This window comes from Desulfomonile tiedjei DSM 6799 (genome assembly GCF_000266945.1).
In the GTDB taxonomy this organism is placed as follows: domain Bacteria; phylum Desulfobacterota; class Desulfomonilia; order Desulfomonilales; family Desulfomonilaceae; genus Desulfomonile; species Desulfomonile tiedjei.
This window is the reverse complement of record NC_018025.1, coordinates 5,311,651-5,330,407: the sequence shown is the minus strand read 5'-3', so window position 1 is coordinate 5,330,407 and position 18,757 is coordinate 5,311,651. Positions and strand designations below refer to the sequence as shown.

Below are 18,757 nucleotides of genomic sequence, written 5' to 3'. Positions count from 1 at the left end.
CTTTAGCTATTTTTCATAAAAGGCAAAAAAATCTTTGGCATAACCCTGGTCGTAACGCTTCATGGTGTACTGGAGCTGCTCAGGGGAAAGCCGGTCCCGTCGCACAATTTTGTCGCCCTCATTCCTGAAATAAAAGTTACAGACGATATTGTGGATGTTCGCATCCCCGTGAATTGCCCGTTTACATCCGGCGAGGACAAGCGCTTTGGCCAGATCCTTTGTGCTTATATGGTGGCCCATGGCAAAAACGAGATTTCCATCTTCACGGATGCCGAATGCCGTCCTGTTTGCAAGAAACCAAAATTTGTTTCCCATGGTGCTGCGGCCCTGATTGTCAATGAGGAACCCTCCGAGCCCGATTTCCGCGTCCTCTATTTTCCCGTGTTTGACAACCTCCTCAACGACTTTGCCGTCCTTTACCATAAGATGACGGAGCTGCCGCGCATCCTTGATGAGAGACAACGGAATCTCATCGGTCCATTCCAGGATGTCCACGGAATCATCGTTGTACACCACCAGCGTGGCCATACCCGGAACCATCGGATACACAACCTGGCCTCTGAAGATCGCTCCTGCACCCCGAGCGTGTTGCTGCATCCACATGGCATTGGTTATCGCCACGATTTTATTGAGGCTTTCTCGATCCGGGTTGTGTGAAATCTGATAGATTCCCGGCTCTGTCTGTCCTATAAACAAGCGCGTTTTCAAGCGATCCATATTGAAAACGGCCATGTACGCGATCGCATTGGGAAATTCCAGACTCGGCCGGTACACCGTCTTGTACACAAGAGGCTGACCGTCTGGTGAATGAGGCATGTCTTCCGAGATCCACTCTCCCTCGCCTTCGATTACGGGCGACGTGTAGAGCGGCGGAATTCGATTGAGCCGCAATTGACCGGGTGGTGCGGCGATCTCCGTTTGCATTACCTCGGCGGGTTCAATGATATCCGCGTCCACGACCTTATCGGCATCCGTAACCGTACCAGCATCTACGGCCGTACCAGCTTCACTCCGGACGTTTTCAGGCGTCTCGTATTCAGGCACTCGTGTCAACAGCTCTTCCAACCATTTCAGGCTGGGTTCGGATTGCCTGCTGTCGGATCCGGATTCTTCTACTGCATAATCGGAAATGCGAGCGTGAACGGAAAGGGGAGAAGATAAATCCCGTGTGAATCCTGGGGTTGAGAAGACGAGAACTAAGCCAACCAGAAAAGAAACACGTTTCCACATACCCGAAAACATTGTAACTCCAAACCAAATCTTCATTACGGCGGAATCCGCACGTCATACCAATACGCAGGCAAATCGGCAAGAATTAAAAATACTGCTTCTTTGATTGCGAATCGGCATCAACCCGGACCACTTGCTGTTCGGTCCGAATTTGAATTCAACCAAAATGGCCAAACACAGCTTAACAAGCTGAAATAACTAATAAAAAACAGATTTACGAAAGCATTATAGCAGACAAGCGACAGAAATACAACCATTGTCTGAGGAAACAAGCTCAACAAAGCTATTGCCAGTTTGCGCGATGATAATCTATTTCCGAGAGTATTCCTCAAGCAACTGCGGAATGTCTTGAGGAGCAAAATCCAGAAGATTAAAGATTTCGGATTCAAGTTGAACCGTGTTTTGCTTCATGATCATGAGGCGCTCAACGGCTTTCGCTGTTTTTCCGTACGTATCCTGCAGGTATTGAAAGCGGTTCTCTAAAGTCACGACCTCATCGTGTACGACTCTTTTATCAGCATAAAAAAGCACGTGCTCTTCAGCTATCGGAGGAATCTCCGTTCTTAAAATCACGTGCTGCACGACGATGCGGGCCACTGCAGGGTAGCCTTCTGAAATCAGAATTTCCTCGCCTCGAATATCGTGAAATTTCGAGCCGTCGACTATGCAAGGATATTTACCGATGTCGTGCAACAGACAGGATGCTTTGAGAAGATCCAGTTCGAGAGCATGATTTCTGCGGAGCAAGGCTTCAGCCAGTATTCTGGCCACCTGCCACACCTTTTCGGAGTGGAGGACTATATGATGAGGAGTTCCGTATTTTTCCAGAAGCCTGAAACAGGCGTCTTCATTAGGAATGATCATCAGCCGATCCAGTATTTACTCGTTCTTCCAAACGATAATCCCGCTATCCGATCGTAAATTATCACGAATGGAACCGAAGAAAAAGCCTGGATATAGAAGTAACCTCTGTTTTCCACGAGCGATGCGATGATAGCGAGCCAATTGGACCCGCTCCCTCGTAAAGAGAGCGGGCCTGCCACCCCGGAGAGGTTCCGGAGGTCCTGTGGTTCGCGTAAGGTGGGTTGGTTGGACTAGAAGATTACGCCGAACTCTCCAAAGGGTCCGTAGAGAGAGTGTGTAACATCTTCGTTATCACTTATGTTGGCCCAGATGTTCGTGTACCGATACCCCACACCAAGGTACGGACGGAACTGGCTTGGCGGAGCCCCGTCGCATGAAGATCCGAGATCCGGGAAGAAGCGAATATCGCCTTCAAGCGTAAATCCGCTAAGCTTGCTGGGAATGAAGTTGTAGAGCCCTTTGAATCTCAGAAAAGCCCCATTTGCCGGAGAGAATTCTCCAATACCGCCAACGGACGGCCAGCCGACAACCTCGGTGCTTTTTCTATGATGCGCGAGTCCCTGCGGATCCAAATAATCCACTTTAGTATCGCTTATGACTACTTCACCCGCCAAAATCGGCCCAACTCGGTAATTGCATCCCGTGAAACAATAGTACTCTGCCTCTTGCCTGATGATGTAAGGGGTAACCTTCCAATTAGTCGTTGAACCGGCAAGGATTGTAGTTCCATTGAAATTCAAGGTTGAAGGTAAGACCCCCCAGCCACCGTCCGTGCGAGGAATCATAAACGTGTACGTCAGAGCGAATCTCGGTGCAACTCTGAGCGCTGCATACACTTCTCCAGTAAGAAAACTGGGTGAAAAATTCAGATCCCTGACAAAATCAATATCTTGCCTGGTGTCAGAGAACTTCACCTTGAATGCATTATCGAAATAGATGAGACGAGACCCCAATTCCCAAGTGAATTGGCATTCCTGAGGGCCGCAGGCCGGAGGAGCACACGAGAGCGGCGGACCGCAGGCAGGGGGTGGACACGGAGGAGCACAACTGCTCGCATTGACACCTCCCGGTCCCATAGGCGGTCCCATCATTGGAGGCCCCATAGGGGGTCCCATGGGTGGTCCCATAGGGGTCATGGGAGGAGCCTGCCAACAACTTGCGACGTTGGCAAGGAGCAAAATACATAAAGATACGATCCCGAAGGATAGAGTCAGTTTACGCAACCTATTCATTGTTAGCCTTGAACCTCCTGGGGCTGACTGTGCTGCAATAATAACATAATTAAATCAATCTAGTCAATCATAATCAGAAAGTAATTTTGAGCTTGTTTGCTTTAATTTCTTGATTTTTGGAAATATCTTTGTTGTAGATCTAATAAGTTATTGTAAATCAAGTAGATAACGAATGTTATTCTCACACGACCTAGCTGTGCTCTCATGATTATTATAAGTTTTAAGGTATCGGCCGGAGAACGACTTCTCACCATTGAATTTCGGCTCTTACTCTTGTATAGTGGCCTACAAGTACTCCTTTGATTTGGGGAGAAATTTCCGGTTTGGATTGGATCCCGCCTCTCACGAGGCAAACCCCTCTTGATGCGAGCGAGTTGGGTTATTCTTGATTGGATAGTTTTCACAATGCTACGAGAGCACTTGAATGATATACGGATCAGGTGGAATCCCAGGGAGAAACGCGGGAGCAACTATGACCCTGTGCTTTTCCTTGAGACGCCCGAGCAGGCGCGGAAACTGATTCAGCACTTGCAGGACCAGTTGAAGCGAGCACAGCGTGACAAAAACCGTGAGTTGATCGCGGAACTGGAAGACGTACTGTCTCGCGTGGAACATCTTTCGAAAAAGTTTTTCAGGTGGGAACAAACTATGTCACGGAACCTGGAAAGCGAGGACATGCGGGAAATCAAGAAGCTTCCTCTGGCTTTTTGACCGTAGACGATTTGCGGAGGATAATTCGGGAACATTCATGGAGGCTGAAATGGACTTGGATACAATGAGCCGTGAGGAGCTGATTGCTTATATTCGAGAGATGAATGAGTACCTGGATAACGTGATCGTCTTCTGGGGAGGCAAACGAGAATATCGAGAGACTTTCGAGGAAATGGCCCGGAACAGCGAAGGTTATTCCGAAGAAGAGGCTCGAAATGCCCGGTTGATTCTGGAAAAGCCGGGGGTTTTCGACGAGTTTATCGAGCTCGTCAGGGATTCCTTTGAGAAAGGCGGCATTAATTATCTTCTGGCGGAGAAGATTTCCGCCATAATGGATGAGGTTGCCTCTCGACATAGCTGATCTAGCTGGATTAGTGTTTGATCCAGAATATTTAATGGAGTAATCTTATTAATTGGTTTATAATAAGAAAGCTGGTACGCTTCTGTTGCTGAAAGGAGAGAAAATTGGTCAGTAGACGATTAGGGTCTCGATACCTATTTTGCGGGTTCATGCTGTTTCTCCTTTGTTTCTCGTACGTAGTGCCGGGATGGTCAGCCGGCGTCTCCGACTGCTCAGCCATAAAGACTGAGTGGGAAAGCATGCTCCAGGAGCTGAAAATCAGGCTCCAGGAATTTCAGGGGCTCCAGCAGACGCATGTGGAGAAGATCATCCAAAGGCCGCTTGTGGACAAAGGAGAGAACAAATCCATAGCCAGACAGGTATTTGAGGCGCTTCAGCAGAAAGATGAATTACTCAATACCAAGCGAAGAGAATGCCGAGATCTTGCGGCTTCGGAAGAACGAGTGTTCGGACAGTTTCAGGAATGCGTACAATCCGGCCAATTGAAGGAAAAAGAGATGAAGGCCTTGGCGAAGAAACGTCAGTCGTTCATAGACAAGGTCCAGGTATCATTGGCCGAAGTTCAGGAAGTGGAAGGCAAGGACACTGCGATTCCTTATTCGGAAGCCATGAGAGATCAGGATCCCTATGCGAGAAGCGTGAATAATTATTGGCAGAATTATCAGCAGATGTACAGGAGATGGTGGGGTCAATAAACCGTATATTTCTTGCCTCCTCTTGACAGATTTTTGTAATCGCATTAGGATGAAAAGTTATTGGAAGCCGCAGTGTATCTTCCGGAAATAAGTCCGGTACATGCGTGATACTCATGCTGTCGGCGAAAAGAGGGGGCCCATAGCTCAGCTGGTAGAGCTCCCGGCTCATAACCGGTTGGTCCCTGGTTCGAATCCAGGTGGGCCCACCATTCTGTGAGTAAGGCCATGCAACCCCCCCTTGTAACACATACCACGATGCACGTTCTTCACGGGGAGCTTCACGAGGCTCCCCGTAATTGTTTCGAACAGACCGAAAAGGGCCTGAGAGCCGGCACAGCGGGGATAGGCACGGCCGGAGTGAAGATCGGGTGAAACATGTTACGTTAGCAGAGATCGTTGAGATTGCGGATAGGCTGTTCCCCTTTTCCGAGTGCGAGAACTGGGATAACTGCGGCATACAGATAGGAGATCCTTCCCAAACTGTAGATGGCATCGCATTCAGTCTCGATCCTCTTCCTGAAACCATTGCCTTTGCCGCGGAAAATGCCTGCGGGCTTCTCATCACTCACCACCCTGCAATCCTGGAGCCGATCCGTAGAATCACCCCGGAATCCCTGGTAGGCCGTACCCTATTACATGCAGCGAGAAGTAATGTAGGAATACTGAGTCTGCACACCAACCTGGATTGCGCTGAAGGCGGGTTGAACGACTGGTTGGCAGAGGTGCTCGGTCTGGAGACAGTAAGAATTCCTGTTCCTGCTCGAGCTGCGCGGCTGGGTATTTTATCGGGCTCCCTCAGAATTTCACAGGTGGCCGATCGATTGGCTGAGAAGCTGAATGTTCGTTCTCTGCGGATAATAGCAAGGGAAGACAGGCTTGTGAAGACGGTTTTCTGCGTCTCCGGCAGCGGCATGGGTTACCTCAAAGATGCGCTTGCTTGGAAAGCCGATCTCATGATCACGGGAGATGTCCGGTACCATGCGGCAAGAGAAGCTCTGGAATTGGACTTACCCGTCATTGATGCAGGGCATTTCGGTTTGGAAAAGGATGCGGTCAGCATTATGCGATCCGCATTCGATCGGGAATTTACGCAAATGGGTCTTGCGGTCCGATGTGTGGCTTGTCCGATGGAAGCCGACCCATTTCAAACATATACAACCCCAGGAGGTTTTCACCTTGAAAGAACAACTTCTGCTTCTTGAACGGCTTCAGGAAATCGATGGCCAGATCGATCGCCATGAGCAAAACCTGGCCCGCCTGCCGTTGCAGATACAGGAAATCGCCAGAAACCTGGTGGTACTCAGAAGAGAAATGTCGGACGCCGCGGAACGAAACGAGACTCTGCAGAAGGATCTTCGTCGTAAAGAACAGGATCTTGCCACAGAGCAGGAAAAGATCAAGAAATCCGAACGTCGGCTTCTCAGCATCAAAAATCAAAAGGAATACAATGCCCTTTCGAGAGAAGTGAAACTCGGAAAAAAAGTCGCAGGCGAGATCGAAGATGCGATTCTCGGATTTATGACAGAGATTGAGACTCTCAAGAAGATCTCTGACAGAAAAGAAAAGGAATACCAGGAAGCAGAACAGGTACTTGTCGAAAAAAAGGCAGAATCGGAAGCCTCCACAGAAGAAGCCAATCAAGTCTTAGAGCAACTAAAAGCGGAAAAGGAAACCCTGGTGGTATCTCTCGACCCTGATCTGTTCAAGAAATATCAGATCGTAAAGAGAGCCAAAGGGTATGCCGTTGCCGAGCTGCAGAACGGGTCATGTTCAGGGTGTCATATAGCGATACCACCGCAGTTGCATATTCGATTGCTGAAGCAGGAAGAGATGATCGCATGCCCGAATTGTCATCGAATATTGTACGTGAAACCGGAAAATATCCCGACTTCCAATCGGTTAGAATCGTAAGAATTCTGTTTCCCGGGGTCTGCTCTGGAAAGACCCCTTACCCTCCGGGGGATGCATTCTCGTTCGACGAGATAATCGCGGAAAATCTCTGTGACTTTTGGGGAGACTCTCGGGGGTCGGACTATTGACGGCCCGCCCGGTAATCTGCCAGTATCACGCAATACGTATAGTGACAGCGTTGCCGAGGATTCTCATGTCAGATCAAAAGCAAAAATATTCCAAGGAATTGCTCTTCGGTATCGTTTCAAATGATATCGATCGAATTATCAACACCGAACACTCCGACCCTCATAGTGTTTTGGGGGCACATCCGGCCAACATTGGTAACGAGGATGGCACTATTTTCAGGGCCTTCCATCCGGATGCTACCTCCGCGGAAATTGTTTTTGAAGATCGCCGCGTTGCAATGCACAATTCAGAAGCTCTCGGAATATTTTGGTGTTTCTTACCCGAACTGAAGCCTCCCCTCACCTATCGGGTCGCTTTTCACTTTTCTGACGGCACAATATGGGAATCCGATACCCCATATCGCTTCATGCCCACTCTGGGGGAGCAGGATCTCTATTACTTTGCCGAAGGCAGGCACTTACATTTGTATGAAAAATTGGGGGCTCATCTTCGAGAGGTCGATGGAGTCAAGGGGGTGTCGTTTGCAGTCTGGGCCCCAAATGCAAAACGCGTGAGTGTGATTGGTAATTTCAATTTTTGGGACGGCCGGCTGTACCCCATGAGAAGTATGGGTGTTTCCGGTGTGTGGGAATTGTTTATTCCTAACCTGGATGCTGACGAGCTGTATAAATTCGAGATCAAGACCGCGGAAGGCCATTTACGAACCAAAACCGATCCGTATGCGTTCTACATGGAACTACGGCCCGGGACGGCGAGCGTCACTTGGGACATGAATGCATATTCCTGGTCCGACGACGCGTGGATGGAAGAACGAAAAGCCAAAGACTTGATCAATTCTCCCATGAATATCTACGAAGTACATCTCGGATCGTGGCTCCGATTCCATGAGGAAAACAACCGATGGGGCACGTACAAAGAGATCGCGCCGCTTCTTGTAGAGCACATGAAAACGTACGGGTTTACTCACGTCGAACTGATGCCGATTATGGAACACCCCTTCGATGCTTCCTGGGGCTATCAAGTGACCGGATACTTTGCTCCCACGAGTCGATTCGGCACTCCGGACGATTTTAAATTCTTCGTAGATTTTCTTCACCAGCACGGAATAGGCGTTATTCTGGATTGGGTTCCAGCCCATTTCCCCAGGGATGATTTCAGCTTGCGTTTTTTCGACGGGACCGCGCTGTACGAACACGCGGACCCTCGGCAAGGCGAACACCGGGATTGGGGAACGCTGATCTTTAATTACGGAAGAAACGAGGTGCGCAATTTCCTCCTGGGGAATGCACTGTTCTGGCTGGACAAGTACCACATAGACGGATTACGAGTGGATGCGGTTGCATCCATGCTTTACCTGGATTACAGCAAGAACGAAGGGGAATGGATTCCAAACAAGTACGGCGGCAATGAAAATCTTGAGGCTATTGAATTTATTAAAGAATTTAACGAGACAGTGTACGGTCGATTTCCCGGTTGCTTTACGGTAGCCGAAGAATCCACCGCATGGACTGGAGTGACGACTCCTACGTACCTCGGTGGACTGGGATTCGGTTTCAAGTGGGACATGGGCTGGATGCACGATACTTTGAAGTATTTTTCAAAAGATCCTATCCACAGGAGCTTTCATCATAACGATCTCACGTTTTCGATGATGTACGCTTACAGTGAAAACTTCATTCTTCCGTTGTCCCATGATGAGGTGGTATACGGCAAAGGGTCCCTTTTGAGAAAAATGCCCGGTGACGATCTCCAGAAATTCGCGAATCTTCGTCTCTTGTACGGGTACATGTTCACGCATACCGGAAAGAAACTGCTCATGGCGGGTGCAGAATTTGGCACGTGGAATGAATGGGATCACGAATCTTCCCTGGAAAGACATCTGTTGCAATATAGCGTTCATGAAGGGATTTCGCGTTTTCTTTCGGATCTCGGAAAATTGTATTTGGAAGACAGTTCCCTGTGGAAATGGGATGCCAAACACGAGGGCTTCTCCTGGATAGACTGCAACGATTACATGAGCAGCGTGTTGGCGTACATCCGGAGAGGACCTGAAGGTTTTCTGGTAATTGCCTTGAATTTCACTCCCGTCCAACGAAACGGATATCGAGTGGGAGTGCCCGAACCGGGAGATTATGTTGAAGTAATCAACTCCGATTCGGAATTTTACGGAGGCACCAACATAGGCAATTCCGGCAGAATTGGTACCATTTCAGGCCGACAGCACGGGTACGGCCAATTCCTGGAACTCACACTGCCCCCATACGGATGCCTTATTCTCAGGAAGGGTTGACCGGAATGGGAGAACCTTCCAGCAAGGTGTTTCCCTGCCCTCCAGGTGCTAACTTAGAGTCGTTGTTCTGAAGGAACAACTGGAAATAGGCCGGCGATTCATCGCCGGTTAAGGAAAAACTTAGTGATTTTAGAGTCCTGGAGGGACGACTGATATACAAATTCCCGGCAATGAATTACCGGGCTATTTTCTTTAGTCCCTTTGGGACAAAGAATTGGACAAAGTTGGCGCTTATACTGATTCTCAAAAGTAATCGCGAAGAGCGATTCCTCGAATTTGGTAGCCACCGGCCTCCGTGCCGGTGGACAATATGCAAACAAATCAACTAGTTTTGCCCGGCAGCGACGCCGGGCGCTACTGATACTCTTCAGTGCTGGTATCGGATTGCTTCAAAGCTTTTGAGAAACACTATATGTTCCTTGCCCCTCTTCCCCATCCTGTTCTTAAAGCGCCTTGCCAATGACGTATTCGCTTACTTTTCCCGGCAATTTGGCAATTGGGCTGTCGGCAGCTCCGGAAATGTCCCGCTGGCTCCAAGAATTCAGCCGGATTATGATGCTGCATGAGGAGAATCACCCGTATTTCCAGTATCGTATCCATTTTGTCCAGAGTTCTTTTTTTCAGTGCTGGCAAAAAGTTGTATCGAGTTGCTCAGCGATCGACAGCGATCGTCTTCCAAAGAAAGGTTGGGGAACCGATCGATTCGGGCGCGTGCAGCTCTGGTTTCATCCGAGAGCCAGCGAACTGTGGTGTGAAATCGATCCGTCTTCTGACCGAACAGAGATCCTTCTGTCGATGAATCAGGCTCTTTCGACGGTGTACTATGTGCTTCGCAGGATCGGTGGCATGCCGGTGCATGCAGCGTTCGTAGCATGGAAAGGAAAAGGAGTGCTCCTCATGGGAAGCAGCGGAGCAGGCAAGACCACTTGCTGTACCCGGCTGCCCGGCTCGTGGACTGTATATTCTGACGATCAGGCACTCATTCTGCCGGTATCCGCGGCTGGCTTTGAGGCTCATCCGTTGCCCACCTGGAGCGATCTCGTGCTCCGAAATCTCGATAAAAGCTGGGATATCAGCCGCTCCGTCCCGCTCTGCGCTGTCGCGGTTCTTGTCCAGGGAGATGCGGACGAGATTGTTCCTCTGGATCGGTCCCGGGGAGCGGTCGCCCTCGCCCAGTCTGCAGCATACGTCTCGTTGCAGGGATTCTCAGGATCTCAATCCCGCATCGCTGAAGTACGCAATGAACTCTTGAACGCTGCAATTGGCTTGGCCAAAACTATCCCCTTCTATCGCCTGTCCTGCTCTGCAGCCGGTAATTTTTGGAGTGGAATCGAGCATGTCTTGAAAAACAGTCAGCCAGGGTAAATTTCAACTACAAAGCGTCCATGAGACAAGTGAATGCCAATGTCTGCTTTCGCATGATGAGACTGAAAATCTCAAACCACTGAGGTGACAACCTGTATGTGTAACACGATTTTTGGACTCCACATCCACAGTAAAGATTACCTCTGTGGGGCCGATATTTCATGATCTTGAACAGAAACGGATTCGGACAATGAGCTAATCCGAATCCGCCTTTGCCCCGTTTAGATCTAGGCGTGGTATTTCCATAACTCCCGGCCGTGAATGTCGTCGTAAGCACAAAAATAAAGTTCGTCATCATATACGACGAGGTGCAAGAGATACGAGCCGTACATGCCTTCGCGCAAGTCGTATACAAGAGTAGCTGTATTTGATTGAGGATCGTATTTCCACAATTCGATTCCATGAGCCCCGTCATCAGCGGGAAAATACAACTGCCCCCTATATTCCACCATGCCTTGCCAATAATCCGAACTACCTGGGTTTGAGTGGCCGTCTCCAGGATAAATGTCAGCTACCAGGCTTGCTGACTGAGTTACCCAATCATATTTCCATAGCTCGTCCCCTAGAGCGCCTGTCGCTTGAAAATAGAGTTGGTCATTACACACAGTCAGATTACAGGGAAATAGAAAGGACGGGTTGCGACCAGCAGCAAGAACTGATCCTGATACTGAATCGTATCGCCAGAGATCGTATTTCCAGTATGGTCCTGCATCATAAGCGGAAAAATAAAGTTGATTGTGGTAGACGATCAGGCCACCGCCCCTCCAGAGATGATCGGTCACGAGAGTCGTGACATTCGATGCGGAATCATATCTCCACAGAGAATCTCCGTGAGTGCCATCATTAGCAATGAAATACAGTTGGCCGTTGTAAACAGTAAGATGCGCGGGGTCAGAGTCCGAATTAGGCCGTATGTCAGCCACCAGGCTTGCCGTATTTGAAGTTGAATCATATTTCCATAATTCGTTCCCGTGGACGCCATCAGTAGCAGCGAAATAGAGTGCGCCATTGTACACAGTTAAGAACTGTGGATTAGACCCATAGTTAGGGTGAATATCAGCCACGAAGGTCAGAGTATTTGAAACTGAGTTGTATTTCCATAACTCTGTCTCGTAAAGCCCCCTGTCAGCAGCAAAATAGAGTTCACCATTGTACACGGTCAACTCATGCGGATCGGAGTCAATGTATCCCGCGTAGAGGTCAGCCACAAGGCTTACCGTATTTGTCGCTGAATCGTATCTCCACAACTCCTCTCCATGAGAATCGCCATCGGCTGCAAAATAGAGTTGACCATTATAGACGGTCATGTACTCAGGAAAAGAATTATAATCACCCGCGTTGATGTCAGCCACGAGGCTCGGTATAGGTTTCCAGATGGAACTTAGACTATTCCACTGCCAGCGATCACCCGTCGCATGGTCCTCATAATAATAATGTTCAATATTCGTTTGATAAAAAGTTCCGTTCCAGTCGTTATAGACCCATGTCCACTCCGAATTGATTTGATCGGCGAACCACTTAAATGCAGGTTCCCAGTACTGTTCGTCTATGTCATCCCACCAGAACCACAACCCCGTGGAAATCTCATTGGCCCAGTACTGGTGCTCGCCGCGGTACCAGAAATCGAACCCGTTTTCTGATTTGAGCCACCATCCATCATTCTCATTCCACCACCAACCGGAATTCTCGTTGAACCACCAGCCCGAACCCGTGTCCTCGTACCACCACCCGTCATTAACATAGACCCAACCGAGGCTATCTACGGAATTCGCATCCGATGTTTGGTCTTGAACATCCTGCACGTCTGCGACTGCTCCGTCCAAGACAATCCGTTCTTCCAACTGTTCGAGCATGAATTGTCCCTGAAACATATAAACCTCCATTCAAATGCAATTTCGGCAAGGCGAAAAGAGAACGCACCATCCCCCAAGCGAGCACTATAGGTGCTTGAGCCTTGATATCGTCGGCACCAGTTACCTTCTTTGGATTCTGACGGAGTCCCCCTCAGTAACCAATACAAAGCTCTAGAGAAATAAATATCCCCAACAATAAACCCTGCCAAAGCAGCTTTTACTTGTCAACCAAATTCTATGGTTGGCTTCTTTGCATAATACTCATATTTCAGTAATAGAAACTATAATCTGCTATCTCATTTCAGTGCTTACACCTTATGGCTGAGGCATAAAGGTCCTTTTGTAAAGAGTCACTCAGATAAAGGAAGACTAGTACAAGTATGTACGTTTTACATTTAATACATACATTTCTGAAGCTTCGACTGTTCTTATATCTTGTGCAATTCTTCAATATTGTGGGGATTGATCGAAGCCGCATCAGGGGCTGGTTCTGCTGGTACATCTCTTGCTCGTAGAAATCGTGTTCAATTTTATGTCAGGTGAGAGAGGTACAGCGATATGAATACCGGAGATAATGCCTGGGTTTTGGCTTCCGCTGCGCTGGTTTTCTTGATGACTCCTGCAGTGGCATTGTTCTATGGAGGCATGACGAGAACGAAAAACGTGCTCGCAACCATTATGCAAAGCTTTATTGTCATGGGATTGGTATCCGTAGTATGGATGCTCTGGGGATTTAGCCTGGCATTCGGCCCGGATGTATTTCATGGGTTTCTCGGGGGAACGAAGTACTTCGGGTTGAATCATATAGCCGGTGAATTGTGGACGGGCTCTACCATTGCCGCGGCTACGTTCGTAGTATTCCAGTGCGGATTCGCAGTCATCACTCCGGCACTTATTACCGGTGCTTTTGCAGAAAGAATGAACTTCGGCCCGTTCCTCATCTTTATCGCGTTATGGTCAACTTTCGTTTACTGTCCATTGGCGCACTGGGTGTGGGGACCCGATGGCTGGCTCTCCAATATGGGTGCTCTCGATTTTGCGGGAGGGACCGTAGTCCATATCAGCGCGGGTATGGCCGGGTTGGCATGTGCCTTGAGTTTGGGCAAACGTGACGGCTACGGAGAAAAACCCATTATGCCGCACAATCTGACGCTCACCCTGGTCGGCGCCGGATTACTGTGGATAGGATGGTACGGCTTCAACTCCGGTAGTGCGCTGAAAGCTAATGAAAGTGCTGCGATGGCCTTTCTGGTGACCCAGATCGCTGCATCGGCTGCTGTCCTGTCGTGGGTTTGCTCGGAATGGATCGTTCAAGGCAGGCCGACAACTCTCGGTATGGCTTCCGGAGCTGTTGGGGGGCTGGTTGCCATCACACCCGCGGCCGGGTACGTGGGTCCGGTCTCCGCTCTGGTCCTGGGGCTGGTCGCGGGAGCACTCTGTTTCTTCGCCTGCTACTCCAAAAAATTCCTGGGATATGACGATTCTTTGGACGTTTTTGGAATCCATGCTGTGGGAGGCGCATGGGGTGCCATTGCCACCGGAATTTTTGCGGCAAAAGAAATCGGCGGCGTGGACGGACTTGTCTACGGAAACGTGGGACAGTTCACCACACAGATTATTGCGGTGGTAGGCACATCGATCTACGCCTTCTCGGCAACTTTTATACTGATGTTCGTGCTCAATTTATTCCTGTACATGCGTGTTCCTCGAGATCAAGAAGAGGAGGGCCTGGACACGGCGATTCATGGTGAAGCCGGTTACAATTTCTGAAAAGAGCAACACCTTATATCTATCATATAAGTTACCAAAATTAGTGACCGATTGAAGATTAGGAATATTGGTGGGTGCCGTGCCTCCGTGCCGGCACATCTTCAATATGATCAATGATATCGATAGAATGGACCGGCAGGGACGCCGGTCCCTACCAATATCCTGTAATTCACACGAGGGATAAACGACAGAATTTTTGGCACTGACTATAAAAGATGGATACAAGAATGGCCTCGTCCTGGTGCGAGGCCATTTTTGTGAATTCACCACGGGGATCTATTCAGATAAGGGTGGTATTCCTTTATCAAGTTCGTTCACTGCAGAATCGGCTGCTGCTTTCGGAGAACTCAGGGCGGCTTTTCCAAACATAAGTTTTCCTTTCACTTCCTTCGCATTGCTCACCGAATGAGAGAACTTTTTCGAATACTGCTTCCCTGAATCCAATTCGGCCTGCTCCGAATCCGTGAACGGCAATGTCTGCACAGCAATTGACTTACCTGATTCATCGAAAAATTCCACTTGGAATGTTACTTCTCTGACCCGAGTTCGTGGAACTACTTTGACGGTAATTTCCTGAGGAGTCGGCCAGAGCATGACTTCCCAATATATTGGAGCTCGAGCTTCAGCCGAAACGCTCATATTCAGCAAAATCACCATACAATAGACTGGCAGAACTTTTTGCAGATAAAGACGTAACATAGCGCCTCCCAAAGAAGTCCGTAGGAACAAGAGCCTTGCAAAGAGTAAACTTGGTTGCATTAACAAAACGAGGGACTCAGACTACGGACGAATCAAATGTTGACAGGACCCGAATTATTGCTCAATCGAAGGAAATCTGCAAGTCCAACATACGGAACGACAAACATACATTGTGCAAAAAAATACGCTCATACGCTCACTTTACGGCTTTGGAATCTTGATATATCCATGAGCATCTTATGTACATAATGCTCAGATTTTATGATCGAATCACTGATGCGTCGTTGTTTGATACAGAATGAGCAGAAGGAGTTTTAATTATGAAAATCTGTTACTTAGTTCTTCTCCTCGTCGCCTCTATTGTGAGCGCCACTGTCTGGAGTTCGCCGGTGCATGCAGCCAACCGAAAAAAGACGAATATTACGCCAGTAAGGCATTCAATGGTAAAGCCTGCACCTAGCACGAGAGTTGCTGTCACTCAGCCTGCGCCCCAGACGACCTCGCAGATTGTGTACTCTGTTCCGGGAACGGTTTGTTATCTTCCCGGCGCAAACGGCAATTCGTGGGGTACATCTGCCGGTGCGGGGAGCGATAATACGGGACGATACCCGCCGGTTCCTCCCGTGCAGAGCCAAACGATGCAGACTCCGCAAACTGGGTCCGTAGCGACTCAACCGATGTGTTTTTACTATCCCAATACAGTGTGTTACAACCCTGCACCCCAATGCTGGACTCAATGGGGAGTTCCCGCCGCAGCGGGATCCGCAGCCTCGAATCAACCAGTGCAGCAGGGGACGCAAAATTCTACGTGGAACCAGCCGGCACAAGCGGCAAGTGCTCCTTCAGGAAACAATGTTGTGTATTATTCAGCCTGTGTTCCTGCATGGAATGTATGGTACTGATACCATTTCGCAATTGTGCATATAAGATGGCGAAGGCTGAGGTGTTCTGAGCGGAGTGATTGGACGGCCTTGCGTCGTCCGGAGCGAAGGATACCTCAAGCCTGCCAGATTATAAGAGCAAAAGCGAATCGGTATGAGAACTCCTCCCGGCGTCACAAAGGATTCCGCATAGGCTTTGCTGAAAGAAACAGGTTAGTGATCATAATCTTTGGATGACATACTACGCAGTTGGCCATTTGGTATTGCTGCTGGCGATGGCATGCAACACACGTTCGCATAGGGTGAATAGACGGGTCTCCAACAAGAGTGCCGTGGGCCAGGTCCGGATGGCATTGGACGCATTGCACGTTATGACCCAAATGTGCCACATGATTCACTTCATGTCCTGCATTCTTGGTTCTGATTTCGCGTACATTGTGACATTCCTGACAGGATCTCGTGTACACTTTGGCACCGAGAATTGCACCCTTGTGCGCGCCCGTCACGCGTTCGAAAACGTAACGGGCACCGTTTAGATGTGCTTTGAATTCGCCAATAATGCCGGGTTCGGAGTGGCAAGTTATGCAGTCGGCTTTCGCGTGGACAGAACGCGCATGGGTCGATCTCTCCCAAGCAACATAGCGAGTCTGCATGATCTTGCAACTGGCACAGAAGCTCGATTGTTTGGAATAAACCGCCATCCCGCCCAAAGTGACTGCCCCAATGAAGATCAGAATCCCAACAATGATTATTATGCTGAGAGTTTTCGCTATTGCCATTTCACAGCCTCTTTCATTGTTGAGTCACACTCGTGATCGTGATCTTTTCCAACAATTTTTTGCCGTCATCCAAGGCCTTCTGAAGTTGTTCGGGTTTCTGATTTTTGTGCGAATGGCAATGATTACAAGAATTGGGCTGTTTGGCAGGATCTCCGGCTCCGAGTTCCACAGTAACTTTCGGCGGAATGGTCCTAAACTGGTGGCTTCTTTCATCGCCACGGGTTGAACTGGCTCCGGTTGGAGGCATGTGGCAGCCGATACAATCGGAATGTTGAGGTGCTCCTGCGATTGGAGCATGTCCCCTGATGGAATCGGTACTTACATTTCCGTGGCAACTCTGGCACAAATTATTGGGATTCATGGTTGTTGCGAACTTCGTTCTTGCCTCATGAACACTGTGACATGTGCTGCAACCAATACCTGCCTTGGCGTGTTGACTTCCTTTCCATTCCGGGTACTGTTGACGGTGCTGTTTTACATGTCCGCTGGGCCACCAGGCCGACATATCTGACTTTTCCGCGACGGTGAAATGTTGCGGCCCCAGATAATCTCCCACTCTGAAGCCTACAGGAGAATCCCATTTCTTATCTGGACTTTTGCCTCGCGTATGACACTGGCCGCAAATGTCTGAAGCTGCACGGAACGGCAGCGTGGCAGGATTTACTATGGTCTTGATCTTGTCTTCCAACTTGGAGTCAATATGGTTGCTGGCAGGACCGTGACACGCTTCGCATCCGACGCTCAGTTCACTCCAGGTGAGTTTGTCATAGTCAAATCCCACCACGTGGCAATAGCCACATTTTTTGCGCCAGTCCGCTTCTTTCCAACCAGCGGCATTGTAAGGGGACCATTTCTCAGTCTCGAAATTCCATTGAGCAACACGCGTACGCCAGTCTTTATCTACATAGCGTTGCTTCCACTGGACCCCGTGAGTCATGACAACGTCATCAGGCTTGAAATCCACTAAAGGATCGGGGTGTACGAAATTGCCCTGAATGGCCCTTGGATTCTTTCTTGTATCCTGTATGACCTTTTGATGTAGTGTGTTACGAAAGGTGATAGCGATCCTGCTGTGGCATTCAGCGCACTTGTCAGATCCCACATATTTTGCCGGGCCCATTTGGGAGAGCGGCTTTCCTTTGTCACATGAAACAAGACCAGTGCTGACGAGAATGCATACAGCCAAGATCGCCATAATCCAGATCCATCTGCGTGCCATTTCGATCCTCCTCTTTGGTCTCGTGAAGTTGCGGGGCAAAGTTGACCTCTAAGACATGAGCTTGATTACTGACTCTCGTATATTTCTTGAAAAACCAGTCCATCATCTTCAGCGTAAAGCCACAGGGTTATGGTGGCTTCGGGAATCTTCCAGATCGTTCGGCAATAGCCGCGTCCCCGGGCAAGCCATTGGTAACGTTCTTCAGGAGTCGGTGACTTGAGTTCGGCCACATCCCCCGCTGGAGTGCCGAATAGTTTCTTCACTCTTTCTTTTTCCCTTCGATAATTTGCGACAAGCGTGTCGGCGGTGGATTCATACGGCGGTATCTCAAAGACAATGACGATTTTCTTCAAGCTGTCTCCATCAAAGGAAAGCTTCACTTCACGGATGCCTTCCAATGAAACCGGCAGCCTAGCGGCAGTAATCTTCTGCCGATCCAACTCCGCAGCAGGAATGCTGTTCTTTTTGAAAATTTCTTCCACCGCAGACCTCGTCATGTTCATTTGCAGTCCGAGAATTTCGGGAAGGGCAGCGGATGATGGGATCCATGAAAACACGAGAAATAAGAACAAGATTACAGCCCTACACTTGGCCCAATGAGAGGACAGGTTTCCCAAAGGATTGTTCGAAGCACGGGACCGCTTGATCATTCTCACTCACCATCCCATAGGGTAGAGAGAGAGGCGTGCCATCCACAGAGCGACTTTTCTTATTCGACGGATCTGAGTGCCGGATGCCACGAGAAGATGGGGGTTCCCGCGAATTGCA

The 18,757-nt window shown here is 49.1% G+C and carries 17 protein-coding genes and 1 tRNA gene; 10 read left to right on the top strand and 8 right to left on the bottom strand.

Going from position 1 to position 18,757, the window contains the following annotated elements; genetic code table 11:
• Positions 1–6 precede the first annotated feature (6 nt).
• From DESTI_RS22830 to DESTI_RS31305, 3 genes are all read right to left on the bottom strand, one after another.
• Positions 7–1,242 carry a phosphodiester glycosidase family protein gene (locus tag DESTI_RS22830; protein ID WP_014812343.1) on the bottom strand — a complete coding sequence of 412 codons (1,236 nt, stop codon included), beginning with the start codon at positions 1,240–1,242 and terminating at the stop codon, positions 7–9.
• Positions 1,243–1,539: 297 nt separating this feature from the next.
• The gene (locus DESTI_RS22825) at positions 1,540–2,094 is read right to left on the bottom strand and encodes an HD domain-containing protein (RefSeq protein ID WP_014812342.1); all 555 of its coding nucleotides are present in this window, start codon (positions 2,092–2,094) and stop codon (positions 1,540–1,542) included.
• A gap of 230 nt (positions 2,095–2,324) precedes the next feature.
• Positions 2,325–3,326 carry a hypothetical protein gene (locus tag DESTI_RS31305; RefSeq protein WP_014812341.1) on the bottom strand — a complete coding sequence of 334 codons (1,002 nt, stop codon included), beginning with the start codon at positions 3,324–3,326 and terminating at the stop codon, positions 2,325–2,327.
• A gap of 420 nt (positions 3,327–3,746) precedes the next feature.
• Here DESTI_RS31305 and DESTI_RS22815 point away from each other — a divergent pair, with 420 nt between their 5' ends.
• The 8 genes from DESTI_RS22815 to scmC all read left to right on the top strand — a co-directional run bounded on the left by DESTI_RS22815 (position 3,747) and on the right by scmC (position 10,788).
• On the top strand, positions 3,747–4,037 hold the full coding sequence (locus DESTI_RS22815) for a hypothetical protein (RefSeq protein WP_157212249.1): 291 nt from the start codon (positions 3,747–3,749) through the stop codon (positions 4,035–4,037).
• A gap of 49 nt (positions 4,038–4,086) precedes the next feature.
• On the top strand, positions 4,087–4,398 hold the full coding sequence (locus DESTI_RS22810; protein WP_014812340.1) for a hypothetical protein: 312 nt from the start codon (positions 4,087–4,089) through the stop codon (positions 4,396–4,398).
• A gap of 104 nt (positions 4,399–4,502) precedes the next feature.
• The gene (locus tag DESTI_RS22805; RefSeq protein WP_014812339.1) at positions 4,503–5,093 is read left to right on the top strand and encodes a hypothetical protein; all 591 of its coding nucleotides are present in this window, start codon (positions 4,503–4,505) and stop codon (positions 5,091–5,093) included.
• A gap of 133 nt (positions 5,094–5,226) precedes the next feature.
• Positions 5,227–5,302 (top strand) — tRNA-Ile (locus tag DESTI_RS22800).
• A 159-nt stretch (positions 5,303–5,461) separates the two neighbouring features.
• The gene (locus DESTI_RS29325) at positions 5,462–6,295 is read left to right on the top strand and encodes a Nif3-like dinuclear metal center hexameric protein (protein ID WP_014812337.1); all 834 of its coding nucleotides are present in this window, start codon (positions 5,462–5,464) and stop codon (positions 6,293–6,295) included.
• A complete protein-coding gene (locus tag DESTI_RS22790) occupies positions 6,270–7,004 on the top strand; it encodes a zinc ribbon domain-containing protein (protein ID WP_014812336.1) in 735 nt (244 codons plus the stop codon). Before DESTI_RS29325 ends, DESTI_RS22790 begins: the two co-directional genes overlap by 26 nt.
• 193 nt (positions 7,005–7,197) lie before the next feature.
• Positions 7,198–9,423 carry a 1,4-alpha-glucan branching protein GlgB gene (glgB, locus tag DESTI_RS22785; protein ID WP_014812335.1) on the top strand — a complete coding sequence of 742 codons (2,226 nt, stop codon included), beginning with the start codon at positions 7,198–7,200 and terminating at the stop codon, positions 9,421–9,423.
• A 459-nt stretch (positions 9,424–9,882) separates the two neighbouring features.
• The gene (gene scmC, locus DESTI_RS22780; protein ID WP_041286418.1) at positions 9,883–10,788 is read left to right on the top strand and encodes a SynChlorMet cassette protein ScmC; all 906 of its coding nucleotides are present in this window, start codon (positions 9,883–9,885) and stop codon (positions 10,786–10,788) included.
• Between the two features lie 227 nt (positions 10,789–11,015).
• On the opposite strand, the gene DESTI_RS29320 is transcribed toward scmC, so the two are convergent.
• Positions 11,016–12,659 (bottom strand): hypothetical protein, encoded by a 1,644-nt coding sequence (locus tag DESTI_RS29320; protein WP_014812333.1) that lies wholly within the window; start codon positions 12,657–12,659, stop codon positions 11,016–11,018.
• 540 nt (positions 12,660–13,199) lie between these two features.
• Between DESTI_RS29320 and DESTI_RS22770 the strand changes: the two genes are divergently transcribed.
• Positions 13,200–14,411, top strand: a complete 1,212-nt coding sequence (locus tag DESTI_RS22770) for an ammonium transporter (protein WP_014812332.1) — start codon at positions 13,200–13,202, stop codon at positions 14,409–14,411.
• Between the two features lie 276 nt (positions 14,412–14,687).
• Here the strand turns inward: DESTI_RS22770 and DESTI_RS22765 are convergent, their stop codons facing one another.
• Positions 14,688–15,110: a hypothetical protein gene (locus DESTI_RS22765; protein WP_014812330.1), complete on the bottom strand. Its 423-nt coding sequence runs from the start codon at positions 15,108–15,110 to the stop codon at positions 14,688–14,690.
• 320 nt (positions 15,111–15,430) lie between these two features.
• Here DESTI_RS22765 and DESTI_RS22760 point away from each other — a divergent pair, with 320 nt between their 5' ends.
• The gene (locus DESTI_RS22760; protein WP_014812329.1) at positions 15,431–16,012 is read left to right on the top strand and encodes a hypothetical protein; all 582 of its coding nucleotides are present in this window, start codon (positions 15,431–15,433) and stop codon (positions 16,010–16,012) included.
• Between the two features lie 152 nt (positions 16,013–16,164).
• On the opposite strand, the gene DESTI_RS22755 is transcribed toward DESTI_RS22760, so the two are convergent.
• The 3 genes from DESTI_RS22755 to DESTI_RS22745 form a co-directional block, all read right to left on the bottom strand.
• A complete protein-coding gene (locus DESTI_RS22755) occupies positions 16,165–16,770 on the bottom strand; it encodes a NapC/NirT family cytochrome c (RefSeq protein WP_014812328.1) in 606 nt (201 codons plus the stop codon).
• A 13-nt stretch (positions 16,771–16,783) separates the two neighbouring features.
• A complete protein-coding gene (locus tag DESTI_RS22750) occupies positions 16,784–17,989 on the bottom strand; it encodes a cytochrome c3 family protein (protein ID WP_014812327.1) in 1,206 nt (401 codons plus the stop codon).
• A gap of 65 nt (positions 17,990–18,054) precedes the next feature.
• Positions 18,055–18,471, bottom strand: coding sequence for a hypothetical protein (locus DESTI_RS22745; RefSeq protein ID WP_157212248.1), 417 nt, complete (start codon positions 18,469–18,471; stop codon positions 18,055–18,057).
• Positions 18,472–18,757 lie beyond the last annotated feature (286 nt).